The 14,752-nt window shown below is 67.8% G+C and carries 13 protein-coding genes; 6 read left to right on the top strand and 7 right to left on the bottom strand.

The features are described from left to right. Positions 1 to 17: 17 nt before the first annotated feature. A complete protein-coding gene (locus IIE29_RS13520; RefSeq protein ID WP_209325817.1) occupies positions 18 to 1,262 on the bottom strand; it encodes an AMP-binding protein in 1,245 nt (414 codons plus the stop codon). A gap of 20 nt (positions 1,263 to 1,282) precedes the next feature. Further along, entirely contained in the window at positions 1,283 to 2,203 is a 921-nt protein-coding gene (locus IIE29_RS13515) for a 1,4-dihydroxy-2-naphthoyl-CoA synthase (RefSeq protein WP_209325816.1), read from the bottom strand. 120 nt (positions 2,204 to 2,323) lie between these two features. On the opposite strand from IIE29_RS13515, the gene IIE29_RS13510 reads away from it, so the two are divergent. Together IIE29_RS13510 and IIE29_RS13505 are read left to right on the top strand one after the other, a co-directional pair. Further along, positions 2,324 to 2,893: a dienelactone hydrolase family protein gene (locus tag IIE29_RS13510; protein WP_209325815.1), complete on the top strand. Its 570-nt coding sequence runs from the start codon at positions 2,324 to 2,326 to the stop codon at positions 2,891 to 2,893. 68 nt (positions 2,894 to 2,961) lie between these two features. After that, the gene (locus IIE29_RS13505) at positions 2,962 to 4,122 is read left to right on the top strand and encodes an o-succinylbenzoate synthase (protein ID WP_209325814.1); all 1,161 of its coding nucleotides are present in this window, start codon (positions 2,962 to 2,964) and stop codon (positions 4,120 to 4,122) included. A 1-nt stretch (position 4,123) separates the two neighbouring features. Here IIE29_RS13505 and IIE29_RS13500 read toward each other — a convergent pair whose 3' ends face one another. After that, entirely contained in the window at positions 4,124 to 4,831 is a 708-nt protein-coding gene (locus IIE29_RS13500; RefSeq protein ID WP_209325813.1) for a hypothetical protein, read from the bottom strand. 15 nt (positions 4,832 to 4,846) lie between these two features. Next, positions 4,847 to 6,454, bottom strand: coding sequence for an alpha/beta hydrolase (locus IIE29_RS13495; RefSeq protein ID WP_209325812.1), 1,608 nt, complete (start codon positions 6,452 to 6,454; stop codon positions 4,847 to 4,849). Positions 6,455 to 6,513: 59 nt separating this feature from the next. On the opposite strand from IIE29_RS13495, the gene menD reads away from it, so the two are divergent. Continuing rightward, the gene (menD, locus tag IIE29_RS13490; protein WP_216629783.1) at positions 6,514 to 8,277 is read left to right on the top strand and encodes a 2-succinyl-5-enolpyruvyl-6-hydroxy-3-cyclohexene-1-carboxylic-acid synthase; all 1,764 of its coding nucleotides are present in this window, start codon (positions 6,514 to 6,516) and stop codon (positions 8,275 to 8,277) included. Positions 8,278 to 8,313: 36 nt separating this feature from the next. Here the strand turns inward: menD and IIE29_RS13485 are convergent, their stop codons facing one another. Next, positions 8,314 to 9,678: an isochorismate synthase gene (locus tag IIE29_RS13485; protein ID WP_209325811.1), complete on the bottom strand. Its 1,365-nt coding sequence runs from the start codon at positions 9,676 to 9,678 to the stop codon at positions 8,314 to 8,316. Positions 9,679 to 9,837: 159 nt separating this feature from the next. Here IIE29_RS13485 and IIE29_RS13480 point away from each other — a divergent pair, with 159 nt between their 5' ends. Genes IIE29_RS13480 through IIE29_RS13470 form a run of 3 tightly spaced genes read left to right on the top strand, consistent with a single transcriptional unit; the run spans position 9,838 to position 12,953 of the window. Further along, entirely contained in the window at positions 9,838 to 10,587 is a 750-nt protein-coding gene (locus IIE29_RS13480; protein WP_209325810.1) for a demethylmenaquinone methyltransferase, read from the top strand. A gap of 8 nt (positions 10,588 to 10,595) precedes the next feature. Further along, on the top strand, positions 10,596 to 11,897 hold the full coding sequence (locus IIE29_RS13475; RefSeq protein ID WP_209325907.1) for a geranylgeranyl reductase family protein: 1,302 nt from the start codon (positions 10,596 to 10,598) through the stop codon (positions 11,895 to 11,897). A 45-nt stretch (positions 11,898 to 11,942) separates the two neighbouring features. After that, on the top strand, positions 11,943 to 12,953 hold the full coding sequence (locus tag IIE29_RS13470) for a polyprenyl synthetase family protein (RefSeq protein ID WP_209325809.1): 1,011 nt from the start codon (positions 11,943 to 11,945) through the stop codon (positions 12,951 to 12,953). 141 nt (positions 12,954 to 13,094) lie between these two features. Here IIE29_RS13470 and IIE29_RS13465 read toward each other — a convergent pair whose 3' ends face one another. Beyond that, positions 13,095 to 13,838 carry a hypothetical protein gene (locus IIE29_RS13465; protein WP_209325808.1) on the bottom strand — a complete coding sequence of 248 codons (744 nt, stop codon included), beginning with the start codon at positions 13,836 to 13,838 and terminating at the stop codon, positions 13,095 to 13,097. Further along, complete coding sequence (locus IIE29_RS13460; RefSeq protein ID WP_209325807.1) at positions 13,835 to 14,752, bottom strand: ABC transporter ATP-binding protein; 918 nt, start codon at positions 14,750 to 14,752, stop codon at positions 13,835 to 13,837. Before IIE29_RS13460 ends, IIE29_RS13465 begins: the two co-directional genes overlap by 4 nt.

The following is a 14,752-nucleotide window of genomic DNA, read 5'->3' as shown; positions in this document are numbered from 1 at the left end:
CTCATATTACCGATTGTTCACCGGCAAGGGTATTCGGTTCTGCGGGCGTTGAGATCGGCCGCGATCTTCGCCGCGGCCCTGCGGTCGGGTTTGCCGATCGACCGGCTCGGGATCTCGTCGACGGGGAAGACCAGCTGCGGCAGCAGCTGCCCGCTCATCCCGTGATCGAGACCGGTCAGCCGGCGGGCGAGTTCGCGCGGAGAATCTGCGGCGGAGACCGGTGTGGCATCGGCAGTCCCCTCGTCGCCGTCTGCGAGCCTGACGAGGGCGACGACCTGCTTCCCCCACTCAGCGTCGGGCACCCAGGTCACGAGCACCTCGGCGACGCCCGCGCGCTGCCAGCTCGGCAGCAGCCCGGTCTCCAGCGCGTGCGGGGACACGTTCGTGCCTCCGGAGACGATGATGTCATCGGCGCGGCCGAGCACCGTGAGCACACCATGATCGAGGCGCCCGAGATCACTCGTGTGCACGATGCGCCGGCCGCTGCCGTCCGCCTCGAGGCCGGGGGAGTCCACGGCGGCGATGGTGCCGTCTGCGGTGACTTCGACGTAGGCGTCGGCGACGACGGGGCCCGCCAGATCGATTGTGCCCGCCTCGGTGATGGTGATGTCGACCCCGTCGAAGGGCACCCCGTTGTATACGCAGCCGCCGGCGGTCTCGCTCATCCCGTAGGTGCGCACCAGCGACAGTCCCGCCTCGGCGGCGCTGTCGAGCAGGGCCGGTGAGATCGCCGCCCCGCCGAGGAGGATGTGATCGATCCTCGACGCCTGGTCGGTGGCGTGATCGTCGGCGAGGATGCGATGCAGCTGAGTGGGTACGAGCGAGGTGTAGGTGGGGCGGGACCCCGCCCTGTGCAGCAGCTCGTCGACCTCGGCGGCGAAGGAGGCCGCTGTGAACCTCGCCGAGGCGGTCCGCACCGGAGGTCGCCCCGCCAGCCGAGCGCGCAGCTCCACCTGGAAACCGGCGATGTGATTGACCGGCAGGCACAGATGCCAGTCGCCGGCGCCCGACAGCGACCGTTCCGTCGCCCGCGCCGAGGTGGTCAGCGCGTGTGCGGACAGCGCCACGGACTTCGCCTGCCCGGTCGACCCCGAGGTGAAGAGGATGAGCGCCGGCGCCGGTCCGGGCCCGGTCCACGAACTGGGAGCCGCCTCGGTGACGGCCCCGGTGCGGGCGGCGGGCAGGATGAGGATCGAGTCTCCCCGAAGCGCCCGGTCGATGGCCTCGGGCAGTTCGACGGCGCTGAGTTCGCGTGCGGTCACGGTGGGCTCGAACCGGCTGCTCAGTAGTACCAGGGGAACGGCGACCAGTCGGGGTCGCGCTTGTCGAGGAAGGCATCACGGCCTTCGACGGCCTCGTCGGTCATATAGCCCAGGCGAGTGGCCTCACCGGCGAAGACCTGCTGGCCCATGAGACCGTCATCGACGAGGTTGAAGGCGAATTTGAGCATCCGCTGCGCGTTCGGGGACTTGCCGAGGATCTCCTTCGCCATCGTCAGGGCGGCCGTTTCGAGTTCGGCGTGGTCGACGACCTCGTTCACCGCCCCCATGGCGGCCATGTCCTGAGCCGAATAGGTGCGGCCGAGGAAGAAGATCTCACGGGCCTTCTTCTGTCCGACCATCTTCGCCAGATAGGCGGAGCCGTAGCCGGCATCATAGGAGCCGACATCGGCGTCGGTCTGCTTGAACTTCGCATGCTGGGCCGAGGCGATGGTCATATCGCACACGACATGGAGGCTGTGACCGCCTCCGGCCGCCCACCCCGGGACGACGGCGATGACGACCTTGGGCATGGTGCGGATGAGACGCTGGACCTCGAGGATGTGCAGGCGACCCGCCCGGGCCGGATCCACACTCTCACGGGTCTCGCCGGCGGCGTACTGATAGCCGGAGCGGCCGCGGATGCGCTGATCGCCGCCGGAGCAGAACGCCCACCCGCCGTCCTTCTCACTCGGGCCGTTGCCGGTCAGCAGCACCGCTCCGACGTCCGAGGTCTGGCGGGCATGATCGAGGGCGCGGTAGAGCTCGTCGACGGTGTGCGGCCGGAAGGCGTTGCGGACCTCGGGGCGGTCGAAGGCGATGCGCACGCAGCCGAGGTCGTTGCCGTCGGCGGGGTCGATCGCCCGGTGGTAGGTGATATCGGTGAAGTCGAAGCCGGAGACCTCACGCCACAGAGAGGGATCGAAGATTTCTGAAACCGTCATAGTCCCCAGCCTATCGCCTGGGCATGCAGAGTCCGGTCGGCGCCTTGTGGCTCGTATCACATCGGACTACACTCGGGCAACGGCTCCGACAGGCGGAGCGACAGTCGATGGGGGACTGCAATGGCGGAAGTGCTGCTCTACCACCACATCCAGGGCCTGACCGACGGGGTGAGAGCCTTCGCCGAGGACCTGCGCCGGGCCGGCCACACCGTCCACACCCCCGACCTGTTCGACGGCGGGACGTTCGCCTCCATCGACGAGGGGTTCGCCTTCGCCGAGGCGGCAGGCATCGATGAGCTCCGGGTGCGCGGCACGGCCGCGGCCGACGGTCTGAGCCCCGACCTCGTCTATGCCGGGCTGTCCTTCGGAGTGATGATCGCCCAACAGCTCGCGCAGACGAAACCCGGTGCTCGCGGTGCTCTGCTCATGCATTCGTGCATTCCGGTCGCCGAGTTCGGCCAATCGTGGCCGCCCGACGTCCCGGTGCAGATCCATGGGATGCGCGACGACGAATTCTTCGACGAGGACCTCCCGGCTTCGCGGGAGCTCGCCGGATCCGCCCCTGCGGCCGAACTGTACGTCTATCCCGGCGACCGGCACCTCTTCACCGACTCCTCGCTCGGCGCCTTCGATGAAGACGCGGCCGCTCTGCTGCTCGAGCGGGTGCATTCGTTCCTCGCCGGCCTCTGAGCAGCTCAAGCCTCTGTGCAGCTCATGGCACTCGGAGGCTCCTCGAGACGTGGGGATAGTCTGGGCCCATGGCCGATTCATCTCTGTCCGCACCCTCGCAGTCCCTCTCGGGATCGCACACACCGGCCGGGCCGCCGGGAACGAAGGAACCGCTCGATCTGCCCGAACACTTCGAGGACGTCATCGAGGACCTGCATGTGCTCCGTCTGCCCATGGTCACCCGGTTCCGAGGCATCACCGAACGTGAGGTCGCGCTCTTCTCCGGGCCCGCCGGCTGGGCCGAGTTCTCCCCGTTCACCGAGTACGGCACCGAGGAGGCGAGCCGGTGGCTGCATGCCGCCCTCGAATGCGCGGGGCTGCTGCCCGGTGATCGCGCAGGCCAGCCATCTGCCAGCGCCGCCGCAGATGCAGAGCCCCGGACGGTCGCCGTCAACGCCACACTCCCGGCCTGCCCGCCCGATGAGGTCGAGCCGGTATTGGCACGGTACGGCCATGTCGGCACGGTGAAGGCGAAGGTCGCCGAACACGGTCTCGACTCCCTGGACGAGGACATCGAGAGGCTGCGGGAGTTCCGTCGTCTCTTCCCCCGCACCGACCTCCGCCTGGACGCCAATGCCGGTTACTCTCTCGACGACGGACTGCGAGTCTGTGAGCGGTTCGCGGACTTCGACCTCCAGTACTTCGAGCAACCTGTCCCCGGCGTCGAGGACATGGCCCGACTGCGCGAGGAGCTGGTCGGCAGGGATCTGCCGATCGTGCTCGCCGCAGACGAATCGATCCGCAAGGCCGAGGACCCGCTGCGGGTGGCCGCTCTCGGCGCCGCCGAGGTCATCATCGTCAAGGTCCAGCCTTTGGGCGGGATCGCCGCGGCACGTGCGGTCATCGACGCCTGCGGGCTGCCGGCCGTGGTGTCCTCGGCCCTGGAATCATCGGTTGGTCTGGCCGCCGGGGCGAGGCTCGCAGCCCAGCTGCCGCGAACCGTCCGCAGCCGCGCCCTTCTCGGTGAGAACCCGGCCTGCGGACTGGGCACTGTCCGGCTCTTCGCGACCGATGTCGTCGCCGACACTGCGGGGATGCGCCCGGTCGACGGAGCTGTTCCCGTGACGCGGATCGTCCCGGACCCCGACCGCCTGCAGTCTCTGGCGGTGGACCCGGGGCGGTACGACTGGTGGGCCCAGCGCCTCCAGCAGTGCTGGTCCCGGCTGCGCAGCGGAGGCCGGGCGGACTGAGTCAGCCTGCGTTGGCGACCGCGTCGACGAACGCCTCGGCGGTCTTCGCGACGGTGGACTCCTCGATGTCGACGACATTGGCCGCGGTGACCACGTTGTTGCCGATACGTGCGCTGATGGAGTTCGTGTTGAGGATCGTCTGCCCGCCGGCATCGATCGTGGCTTTGACTCCGACGGTCTCATCGGCACCGGCGACCTCGGCGTCGAAGGGTTCGAAGCTCATCGCCATCTCGATGCCTTGGGACTTGACGGTCACGTCACTGCATTTCTCGGTCACCTTGGTCGATGCCGCCAGCTGGGAACCGGCGGCGTCCTCGTCGGCGAGGCTGACGAGCGCGACGGACAGCGTGCTGTCGCTCGAGACGCCGGTGACCTTGTCACTGGCCTCGGCGGCATTGAGTGCCGCCATCGACAGGTCCTTGCATGCGCTGGGCTCGAACTCGGCCTTTTCGAGAGCTTTCATGGCCTCACTGCCCGAAGTCGCGGTGGTGTCGATGGCTTTGAAGGCCTGTCCCTCCGCATCGGTGGATTCGAGGATCTCCTTGAGCGTCGCTTCGTCGAGCTGAGTCGCCTGCGGGGCGTCCTCGGTTGCGGCCGGTGCGGCATCGCCGCCGGACCGATCCTGTGCCTGGCCGCTGTCCTGGCCACCCGAACATCCCGCAAGGGTCAGACCGGCGATGAGCGCGATGGCTGGGAGTGTGCGTTTCATGATGGGCCTCTCGAGTCAGCGTTCGGAAGGAGAATCGGCAGCCGCAGAACCGCGACCGCTATCAATATATGCGTCCTGCGTGTCGTTTGCAGTCTTCGTCTGTGGCGGCTCCGAAACATCGACCTCCGCGGCCGGCTCGCCGGCGACGTTCGCTCTGCCCGCAGCCTGGCCGCCGCTCGCGTTCGCATCCTCCGGCGCCGAGGCGATCCGCACTGTCGTCACCTCCTCCTGACCCAGCGTGGTGAAGTGCTGTGTTCGTCTGCCGGGGATGATGGGGTCGTGCATGGCCGCGGCCAGCCGCCCGGTGAACGTCAGCCGTCCCTTCTTGTCCGCCCGCTGCTGATAGGCGTTGTCGCCGCTGGGGCCGGAGACGCTGATGTCATAGCGGCGTCCGGGTTCGAACAGCCCTGGGGTGCGCACCCGGAAGCTGCCGGTGCCGCTGAGGGAGAACCCTCCGGCGCTGACGGCGTCGAAGCGCACGATCTGAGCTCGGCGGCGGGAGATCTCCACCCTCCAGCCGTGGATGTCGAAGAGGGCATGGCCGGTGAGGTACGAGAACTCCCCGCCGTCGGCGACCCGGGCCCCGCCTCGGCGACGGAAGGACGCTGCACCTGCACCTGCACCGGGCCCGAACCGATCCGAGCTCACATAGTTTCGGCGGCGGGCCAGCGTCTTCAGCCAGGCGCCGAGTTCGCGTTCCCAGCTGAGCCAGTTGTGCAGTCCGCTCGTGCGGGGAAACCATGAATGGCGGATGCCCAGGGCGTTGAGTCGGGCGGAGAAGCGCTCGCCCTGACTGTTGATCATCGTCTCGAGCAGATCGCGGTCCTTCGACTCCTCGAGGCTGCCGGAACCAGCGCTGAACCACAGGTCGAGGCCGCGGAGGTTCTCGGCCAGGGCGTAGGGGGAGTTCGCCAGCCACTCGCTGCGATCGGCCACGGGGTCACCGAAGAGCGTCATCGACCTCGCGCCTTCGCGCATGGCGATGATGTCGAAGGCCGGCACCGTCGCCAGCGGGTCCAGTGGGGAGGAGAACGCGGCTGCGGCACCGTATCTGTCAGGGTGCCAGGCGGCATATTTCATCGCCCCGTACCCGCCCATGGACAAGCCGGCGAGCAGCTGACTGCCGGGGGCGAAGTCGACGGAGAAGGTCGCGTCGAGGAATTCGGGGATCTCCTCGGTGTGGAAGCGAGGCCAGTCGTGGACCTCGCTGCCGACGGGCATCCGGGAATACGTGCCGGCGCCGCCGTCTGGCATGACGACGAGATAGGGCGTGTCCAGGGTGAGGGCTTCGGCGGACCCGAAGTCCGTCCACGACCGGAAGTCGTCGCCTCCTCCATGGAAGAGGTGGATGACGGGGCTGACCTCGGCAGGTATGCCCGGCAGGAGCACGCGCACACCGACGGTTCGCCCGAGCGCGGGAGAGTAGATGAAGAATTCGCGCAGACGCGCAGACAGTTTGCGTTTGTCCCGGATGTGCCACTTCCGTGCCGCTTTGCCGCGAGGCTCGGGCCCGAGGAATGAGCTGTTCTGGTCGCAGGTGGGATACCGTCCGCGATGGGAGCGAGCCGCAGTCAGAGTGCGGACGGCGCGCGCCCCCAGCGCGATGATCAACGAGCGGCGCATGCGTCGAGGCTAGAGTGCGGAGATGAACGGCAGGTGGGTTAGTGGTTGAATATCAGGTGATGTCGAACTCGAGCGCGGTGGCGCAGCAGATTGCCAGAGACCTGGTCCGATCGGCAGTGACGGACGTGGTCATCGCCCCCGGATCCCGGTCCGCTCCCTTGGTCTATGCCCTGGCGCCCCTCGCCGAGGCGGGCCTGATCCGTACGCATGTGCGCATCGATGAGCGCGATGCCGGGTTCCTCGCCTTGGGACTGGCACGGGGCCGGCGTGCGCGCGGCGAGGACCGTGCGGTGGCGATCGTGACGACCTCGGGCTCGGCCGTGGCCAATCTTCACCCGTCTGTCCTCGAAGCCTCGTACGGGCACCTGCCGCTGCTGGCTCTGACCGCCGACCGGCCCGCCAGGCTGCGCGGGACCGGCGCTAATCAGACGATCGATGGCCAGGCGCACGTACTCAGCGACGTCCGCGGCCGTTTCGACCTGCCCGCGAGTGAGGCCCCGACCGCCGTCGAGGCAGCGATGTCCGAGGCCGTTTCGGCCGCGCTGGGGCAGAGTGAGGCAACCGGCGCCGAGGCGGCCGGACCGGTCCAGCTGAACGTGCAGTTCGACGCGCCGCTCGTGCCCACCCCGGTCGAGTTGGAGGCGTGGACGGACGAGATCCGCGGATGGGCAGCGGCCCCTGCCGGAGCCGACACGACCGCACCTGCCGGCTCGTCCGGTGGCGCATCCGCGGTCGCGCACGGACCGGGCCTCGACAACGAACGCGCACAGCGCGAAGTGAGGCTGACTGTCACCGATGGCACGGTCATCGTGGCCGGAGACGCCGGAGGACATCCGGCCGAGACCCTGCGGGAGCTCGCCGCCGGTCATCACCTGCCCGTGCTGGCCGAACCCTCGAACCCCTTGGCCCGGAGCATCGGAGGGGCCGCGCCGCCCGTTCCCGCCCACGCTCGGGTGCTCGGAGAGCGTGCGGAGCTGACGGATGCGATCCGCACCGTCATCGTGCACGGAAAACCGACCCTGACCCGTCCTGTCGCCGCGCTGCTCGCCGACGCGGCAGTGCATGTCCGTCGTCTGCCCGACGACGTCGATGCCCGCGACTTGATCGTCACCGACGAGACGAGTGATGAGACGCTCTCGGGCCCCGACTGGGTCCGAGCCTGGGTGAGTGCCGGCGAAGCCGCTGTAGCCGCCGCGCGCGCCGAACGCGCGGCGGCGTCGGAGACCGCCTCGGCGAGGGGCGAGAGCATCGATGTGCTCACGAGCCCTGCGATGGTCTTCGAAGCCATCGCCCGGGAGATCACCGAGAGCCTGGCCGCCCAGGATCATACGCTGTTCGTGGCGAGTTCGAACTCGGTGCGCTACCTCAGCGACGCCACCGATGTCCGTGCCCGCATCCACGCCTCGCGGGGTCTGGCCGGAATCGACGGACTCGTCTCCACTGCCACCGGCCTGTCACTGGGGCTGGAGGAGCCGGTCGTCCTCCTCATCGGCGATATCGCGATGCTCCACGATGCAGGCGGTCTGCTCACCCCGAGCGCCGAAGAGACCGGGGACCTGACGATCGTGGTCCTCAACGACGACGGCGGAGCGATCTTCGCCGGACTCGAGCACTCGCAGTCCCACCTGGCGGGCTACCTCAACCGCTATTTCACGGTCCCGCACGGCCGAGGCTTCGCCGAACTCGCCGCAGCCTATGGGTGGGAGCACACCCGAGTGCGCAGCGCGGAGGAGTTCGCGGCGGCCTTCGGCACTGTCGGAGAGCGTCGCCGGGGCGCAGGCGCGGGGGGCCGTCGGATCATCGAAGTGGCACCGGCCCGGTAGGGCGATCCCGTCGTCACCGACGAAGACGGTTGCCTCTCAGTCGAGGCCCAGGGCCCGGCGCATCGGAGCGAGTTTCGCATCCGTTTCGGCCACCTCGGCGGTGGGATCCGAATCGGGCATGATCCCGGCCCCGGCGTAGAGTCTGATCCGATTGCGGTCCTCGAGCTGACCGCAGCGCAGAGCGATGCCGAACTGACCGTTGCCGCGGCCGTCCATCCACCCCACCGGACCCGAGTAGCGTCCGCGGTCGAGGGGTTCGAGCGAATCGACGTGCGCCACGGCGCTCGCCTGCGGGTAGCCGCCGACGGCGGCCGTCGGATGGACCGCTGCGGCGACGTCGAGGGCGTTGAGAGCGGAGCCGGTCGGAAGGTTCGCCTGCGCGTCCGAAGCCGAATGGATGACGTTGGCCAGCGGGAGCAGATGCGGACGCTCATCGACGCTGACGTCCTCGGCGATCGAACCGAGGCTGCGCTGCAGGGAGGCGATGGCGAAGGCGTGCTCGGTGCTGTCCTTGTGCGCGCTGAGCAGCTTCCTGGCCGCGGGCATCTCCTCCATCGGGTCCTGCTCGACGCGGTAGGTCCCAGCCAGGACACGGGAGGTCACCCGGCCGTTCTCGACGCCGATGAGCAGTTCGGGCGTCGAGCCGATGAGACCGGCGACATCGAAGGTCCAGCAGCTGGGGTAGCTGCGATTGAGCGCGCCGAGCACCGACCGGACGTCGATGTCGTCGTCGGTGGTGACCACTTCGTCGCGGGCGAGCACGATCTTGCGCAGGGTCGGATCGTCGCTGAAGGCATCCACCTCTGCGGACGTGTCGATGGGAGTGAGCATGCCGGAGACCTCCGCGACCAGTTCCGCCCACTTCGCCGGGTCGAGATCCCCGTCCGCAGACCGCGCCGAGGCGACCCGGCGCAGGGGTTCGGCCTGCAGAACCGGGGGAGTGGGCGGAGTCGGATCGGTCGAGATCGATGTCAGCCAGACGCGACCGCCTCGGCGACCGAGAACGAACTCGGGCACGTGGATGATCGAGTCGACACTCGATTCGCCCGAATAGGCGACCGTCGTGAAGCACATCAGACCCGAGCCCAGCAGCTCGACCTCGTCCTCGACGCTGGCCTCGGCCGTGATCGCCTTCCACGCGGCCGAGAGCTGTGTGAAGCGTTCCGGGCCGCGGGCGCGGATGCGCAGCGTCCTGCCGAACCCGATCAGACCGGAGGTGTCACGGACCCAGCAGGAGAAACCGGAGGTGGGCAGCAGCTCGAGGGTCTGCTCGACGGTGGTCGGCAGCCCGGATTGGAAGGGGAACCCGGGGCCCGGGTCGACGTCGTCGACGAAACGGGAGCGCACGTGCAGGCGCGGGGGAGCGGTGATGATGTCGGAGGTGCCGAAAGTCGTAGTCATGTCGGTCCAACTCTAGACGAGAACCCGGGGCCGCATCCTCTTCGCGGATCGCCGCTGAGGTCGGCCGATCGAGGAATGTGGTCATTTCCACATCCGCTGCGGCCCGGTTGCGTGCGGTTGGATTCGCAGTCTGCGTTGAGGTGTTGAGACAATGAGGGCATGAATCGTGCCCAGCTGGACAAGCAGCCCGACGACGTCGCGTCGATGTTCGATGATGTCGCCTCCCGATACGACCTCACGAACGATGTCCTCACCTTCGGCCTCGCCCGCGCCTGGCGACGCACCGTCGCGTACTCCGTGGCCGCCGGCCCCGGTGAGCGGGTCCTCGACCTGGCGGCTGGGACCGGAACCTCGTCGATGACGTTCACCCGCCACGGCGCCGAGGTGGTCGCCGGCGACATCTCCACCGGGATGCTCGCCGAGGGCCGTCGCCGCCACCCGAAGATCGACTTCATCTACGCCGATGCGATGGACCTGCCCTTCGCCGATGCCAGCTTCGACGTCGTCACGATCTCCTTCGGCATCCGCAACGTCCACGACGTCGACACGGCACTGGCTGAGATGCTGCGCGTGCTCAAGCCCGGCGGACGGCTCATCATCTGCGAATTCTCCACACCCACACTCGACGCCTTCAGCCTCGTCTACAAGGAGTACCTCATGCGGGCCCTGCCCGCCGTGGCCCGCACCGTGTCCTCGAATCCCGAGGCCTATGTCTATCTGGCGGAGTCGATCCGCGCCTGGCCGAACCAGGACGCGTTCGCCCACCAGATCCTCGACGCCGGTTTCGACCAGGTGAAGTACCGCAACCTCACCGGCGGGATCGTTGCCGTCCACCACGCACTCAAGCCCACGGAGACGAGCGGCGAGCCGAACGCGCATGCCGAGGCAGCGGAGTCGCACGAGTCTTGAACGCGAAGCTGAACGAGTTCGAGGCCGAGGTCGTCGTCGTCGGCGCCGGACCGGCGGGATCGGCGATCGGCGCCTACCTCGCCCAGGCCGGGCACGAAGTGATCATCCTCGAGAAGTCTGGGTTCCCGCGCGACAAGATCTGCGGCGACGCGCTGACCCCGCGTGCGGTCAAGGAAGCTGGGTTCCTCGGTATGGACCTTCCGGCCTCCGACGGCTGGCATCCGAACAGGGGGCTGCGGCTGATCGGCGGCGGTCACCGCCTCGAACTCGACTGGCCCGATATCGACGGCACCCCGAACTTCGGTCTCACGCGCCCGCGCATGGGTATGGACGAGGCCTTTGCCCGGCATGCGCAGCGCTGCGGGGCGAGACTGTTCGAGCAGGTCAGAGCGATGTCGCCGGACATCGGCGAGGACGGCTGGATCCAGGGGGTGCACGCCTCCGGCACCGATCACCGCGGCCGCAGGGTCGGTCCCGAGGCCCACTTCCGTGCGCCCATCGTCATCGCCGCTGACGGGGTGTCGTCCCGGCTGGCGGTGGCCATGGGGCTGGAGAAGCGCGACGACCGTCCCATGGGCATCGCCGCTCGGGCGTACCACACCTCGCCGCGGCACACCGACGACTACATCGAGAGCTGGGTCGAGATGCGGTCGGCGAACTCGTCCGGCGGCTCCGAGTCCCTGCCCGGCTACGGGTGGATCTTCCCCCTCGGCGACGGGACGGTGAATATCGGGGCCGGCCTCCTCGACTCCTCCCCGCAGTTCAGATCCGTCGACCTGCGCTCGGTGATGGGGCAGTGGATCGCGGACATGGGCCACGAATGGGGCATCGACGAGACGACCTCGCTGGGGCCGATCAAGTCTGCTGCCCTGCCCATGGCCTTCAACCGGACGCCGCATTTCCACCGCGGGCTGCTGCTCATCGGTGACTCCGGGGGAATGGTCAATCCCTTCAACGGGGAGGGCATCGACTATGCGCTCGAATCCGCCCGCATCGCCGCCGAGGTGATCTCCACGTACTCCCGCTACCCGCAGCAGGTGATGCGCCGTCGTCTGCAGGAGTACCCCGCGCTGCTCGGGGATTCCCTGGGCGGCTACTTCACCCTGGGGCGGGTTTTCGCTGAGATCATCGGCCACCCTGCCCTCATGCAGTTCGGAATCAAGTACGGTATGGGTGTTGACGTTGTGATGGAGTTCGTCGTCAAATTGTTGGCGAACCTCTACCGCGATCCGAAGGCCTCCGAGGCCGATCTCATCGACAGGGTGATCTCAGCCCTGACCCGAATCGTCCCGGCCACCAGCAATGTCTGAGCGCTCGGGCGAGGACAGACACCGACTACGATGAATGACGAGGACATGAGCCATTTAGCCTCTCCGGCCACTTTCACCGGTGCCGACGCCCAGCTCGCGGCGGAGATCTCGACTCAGCTGGAGGCCGTCGAGGCCAGGCTCTACGAGGTGACCGAGCAGACCCGCAAACTGCCGGACACGACCTCGAAGCATCTGCTGGCCGCCGGCGGCAAACGCGCCCGCCCGAACCTGGTGCTCCTCACCGCCCGCCTCGGTGAGGCCGAGCAGGATGACATCATCGACGCGGCCGTGGCCGTCGAACTCATCCACCTCGCCTCTCTCTACCACGACGATGTGATGGACGACGCGCCTGTGCGTCGTGGGGCACCTGCCGCTCATGAGGTGTGGGGCAACTCGGTGGCCATCCTCACCGGCGATCTCCTCTTCTCCAAGGCCTCCGGGGTGACCGCGAAGCTCGGTCCCGAGGCCGTGCGCATCCAGGCCGAGACCTTCGAACGCCTCGTCCTCGGGCAGCTCAACGAATTCGCCGGCCCGCCCGAGGGCGCTGACGAGATCGAGCACTACCTCCGGGTGCTCGCGGACAAGACAGGATCGCTCATCGCCACCTCGGCGCGGTTCGGGATCATGTTCTCAGGCGCCGATCAGGCCTTGGCCGAACCGGTCCGCATCTTCGGCGAACGCGTCGGCGTCGCCTTCCAGCTCGCCGACGACATCATCGATCTCACGACGGCATCGTCGGAGTCGGGCAAGACACCGGGCACGGATCTGCGCGAACGCGTCCCGACCCTGCCCGTGCTCTATGTGCGGGCCGCCGCCGCCCGCGGTGACGAAGCCGCCGCCGAGGTGGTCCGACTCCTCGACGCCGACCTCACCTCCGATGAGGCCCTGGAGGCAGCCCGAGCCGCGCTGGCCGCCCACCCCGTGACCGAACGGGCGCGGGCCGAGGCGCTGCATTGGGCTGAGGAGGCGAAGGCGGCGCTGGAGCCGGTGCCCGCCGGTCGCGTCAAGGACTCCCTGTTCGCCTTCGCCGATTCGGTCGTCGCCCGCAGTTCGTGACCACCCGACAGGTGCCGGACCGGGTGCCGCGCCGGGTCGGGATCGCCGACTGGCTGCCGTGCAAGACTTGTGCAGCATACCGGGGGAGCGCTGGCGCTGCTGAGCTGATCGGCGACGGCGGAGTCGGCTGATCCGGCCGGGTCAGGAGGTCAGGCGACGCAGGGTCAGGTACGACCCGAGAGCGAAGACCACAGTAAGCCCCAGCGCCCAGCAGGCCAGTCCGATCGCCTGAGCATCGACCAGTCGCATCCAGACTTCTGGCCAGGCCCGATTGAAGCTGACCCACGCAGCACCGGCCACGAGGACCAGGGCGATGCCGATGAGCGAAACCGCGACGATGAGCGAGCCGAAGCGGTTCTTGACGATGGCGAACCAGAAGCCGAGGACGAACCACAGCATCGTCAGCACGAAGTAGATCGTGCCGGCAGCCAGCGGGCCCCCCTCCCATATCCAGGGCAGGTAGGCGAAATAGCCGTTGATGCCATAGCCGTCGGTGGCCTGTTTGATGAGGCCGAGGGCGACGAAGACGAGGGAGATGCCGACGGCGCTGATGCCCGCGGCGAGCAGGGAGCCGAGGTAGAACTCCCGGCGAGTGAGACTCATGGCCTGCGAGAAGTAGAAGGTGAGATTCATCGCCTGGGCGCCGACGACGGCGAAGTACCACAGTGGTGCCTGCGATCCCCCGCTGTACATCGGGGAGTTCGCACCCGAGGGCGAAACGATCCAGTAGATGATCAGGGTGATCAGCCAGACCCCACCGAGGACGACGACTGGGACCCAGACGAAAGTCTGCTTGTTGGTGAATTGGAGGCGGACGACTCCCCAGGTCCGGCTCTTCGGGCGGGAGGTCATGCCTCCGGACGGTTGCTCGACGATGGTGGTCATGTCTGAACGCTCCTGACTTCGGTGGCGGCTGCGGACGGATCGACGGGGCCTTCCTGGGTGGTGCGTACGATGAGCTGCTGCAGGGAGACCGGAGTGAGGTCGAGGTTGGCATCGGCGATGTATTCGTGATCGACCGAGCTGAGCCGACCGAGCATGGTCACTGAGGCGACCCGACCCAGTGACTCGCGATGGATGACTTCCCGACCGGCGACGAGGCGGGCGATCGCATCGGCGTCCCCGACGATGTTGACTGCGCGCTTCCGGACCTCTTCGGCGGAATCGTCGATGATGATGCTGCCGCGGTCGATGACGATGACGTTCTCGATGAGATCGGCCACCTCGTCGATGAGGTGGCTCGAGAGCACGACTGTGCGGGGGTGTTCTGCATAGTCGGCGATGAGACGGTCGTAGAACGTCTGCCGCGCAACCGCGTCGAAACCGAGGTAGGGCTCGTCGAAGAACGTGATCTCGGCGCGTGAGGCCAGACCGATGATGACGCCGATGGCCGACTGCTGGCCGCGGGAGAGCTTCTTGACCGTCGTATTCAGGGGCAGGCGGAACTCCTCGATGAGCTCCTCGGCGAAGACTTGGTCCCAGTGGGGGAAGAACCGCCGTGCGTTGGCGAACGCGTGCTTGGCTTTGGAGTCCTCAGGGTACTTCTGGCTCTCGCGGACGAAGCACATTCGTTTGAGTACGCGGGCGTTCTCGTAGGGGTTCTCCCCGAAGACCTCGACCTCACCGCTGGTGGCGAAGTTCTGGGCGGTCAGTATCGACATCAGCGTCGTCTTTCCTGCGCCGTTGCGTCCTAGGAGGCCGTAGATCGAGTCCTGCTCGATGCTCAGGCTGACATCGTTGAGGGCGATCATGCTCTTGTATGCCTTGGTGAGGTGGCGGAGCTCGACGACTGAATTCAT

The sequence above is a fragment of the Brevibacterium renqingii genome (genome assembly GCF_017808095.1).
In the GTDB taxonomy this organism is placed as follows: domain Bacteria; phylum Actinomycetota; class Actinomycetes; order Actinomycetales; family Brevibacteriaceae; genus Brevibacterium; species Brevibacterium renqingii.
The sequence above is the reverse complement of the archived record's forward strand: the minus strand, read 5'-3'. Positions and strand labels throughout refer to the sequence as shown.

Excerpts from the sequence above, each read along its gene's own strand:
- IIE29_RS13515 (WP_209325816.1), bottom strand. The coding sequence starts at position 2,203 with ATGACGGTTTCAGAAATCTTCGATCCCTCTCTGTGGCGTGAGGTCTCC.
- IIE29_RS13510 (WP_209325815.1), top strand. The coding sequence starts at position 2,324 with ATGGCGGAAGTGCTGCTCTACCACCACATCCAGGGCCTGACCGACGGG.
- IIE29_RS13505 (WP_209325814.1), top strand. The coding sequence starts at position 2,962 with ATGGCCGATTCATCTCTGTCCGCACCCTCGCAGTCCCTCTCGGGATCG.
- IIE29_RS13500 (WP_209325813.1), bottom strand. The coding sequence starts at position 4,831 with ATGAAACGCACACTCCCAGCCATCGCGCTCATCGCCGGTCTGACCCTT.
- IIE29_RS13495 (WP_209325812.1), bottom strand. The coding sequence starts at position 6,454 with ATGCGCCGCTCGTTGATCATCGCGCTGGGGGCGCGCGCCGTCCGCACT.
- menD (WP_216629783.1), top strand. The coding sequence starts at position 6,514 with ATGTCGAACTCGAGCGCGGTGGCGCAGCAGATTGCCAGAGACCTGGTC.
- IIE29_RS13485 (WP_209325811.1), bottom strand. The coding sequence starts at position 9,678 with ATGACTACGACTTTCGGCACCTCCGACATCATCACCGCTCCCCCGCGC.
- IIE29_RS13480 (WP_209325810.1), top strand. The coding sequence starts at position 9,838 with ATGAATCGTGCCCAGCTGGACAAGCAGCCCGACGACGTCGCGTCGATG.
- IIE29_RS13470 (WP_209325809.1), top strand. The coding sequence starts at position 11,943 with ATGAGCCATTTAGCCTCTCCGGCCACTTTCACCGGTGCCGACGCCCAG.
- IIE29_RS13465 (WP_209325808.1), bottom strand. The coding sequence starts at position 13,838 with ATGACCACCATCGTCGAGCAACCGTCCGGAGGCATGACCTCCCGCCCG.
- IIE29_RS13460 (WP_209325807.1), bottom strand. The coding sequence starts at position 14,752 with ATGAATTCAGTCGTCGAGCTCCGCCACCTCACCAAGGCATACAAGAGC.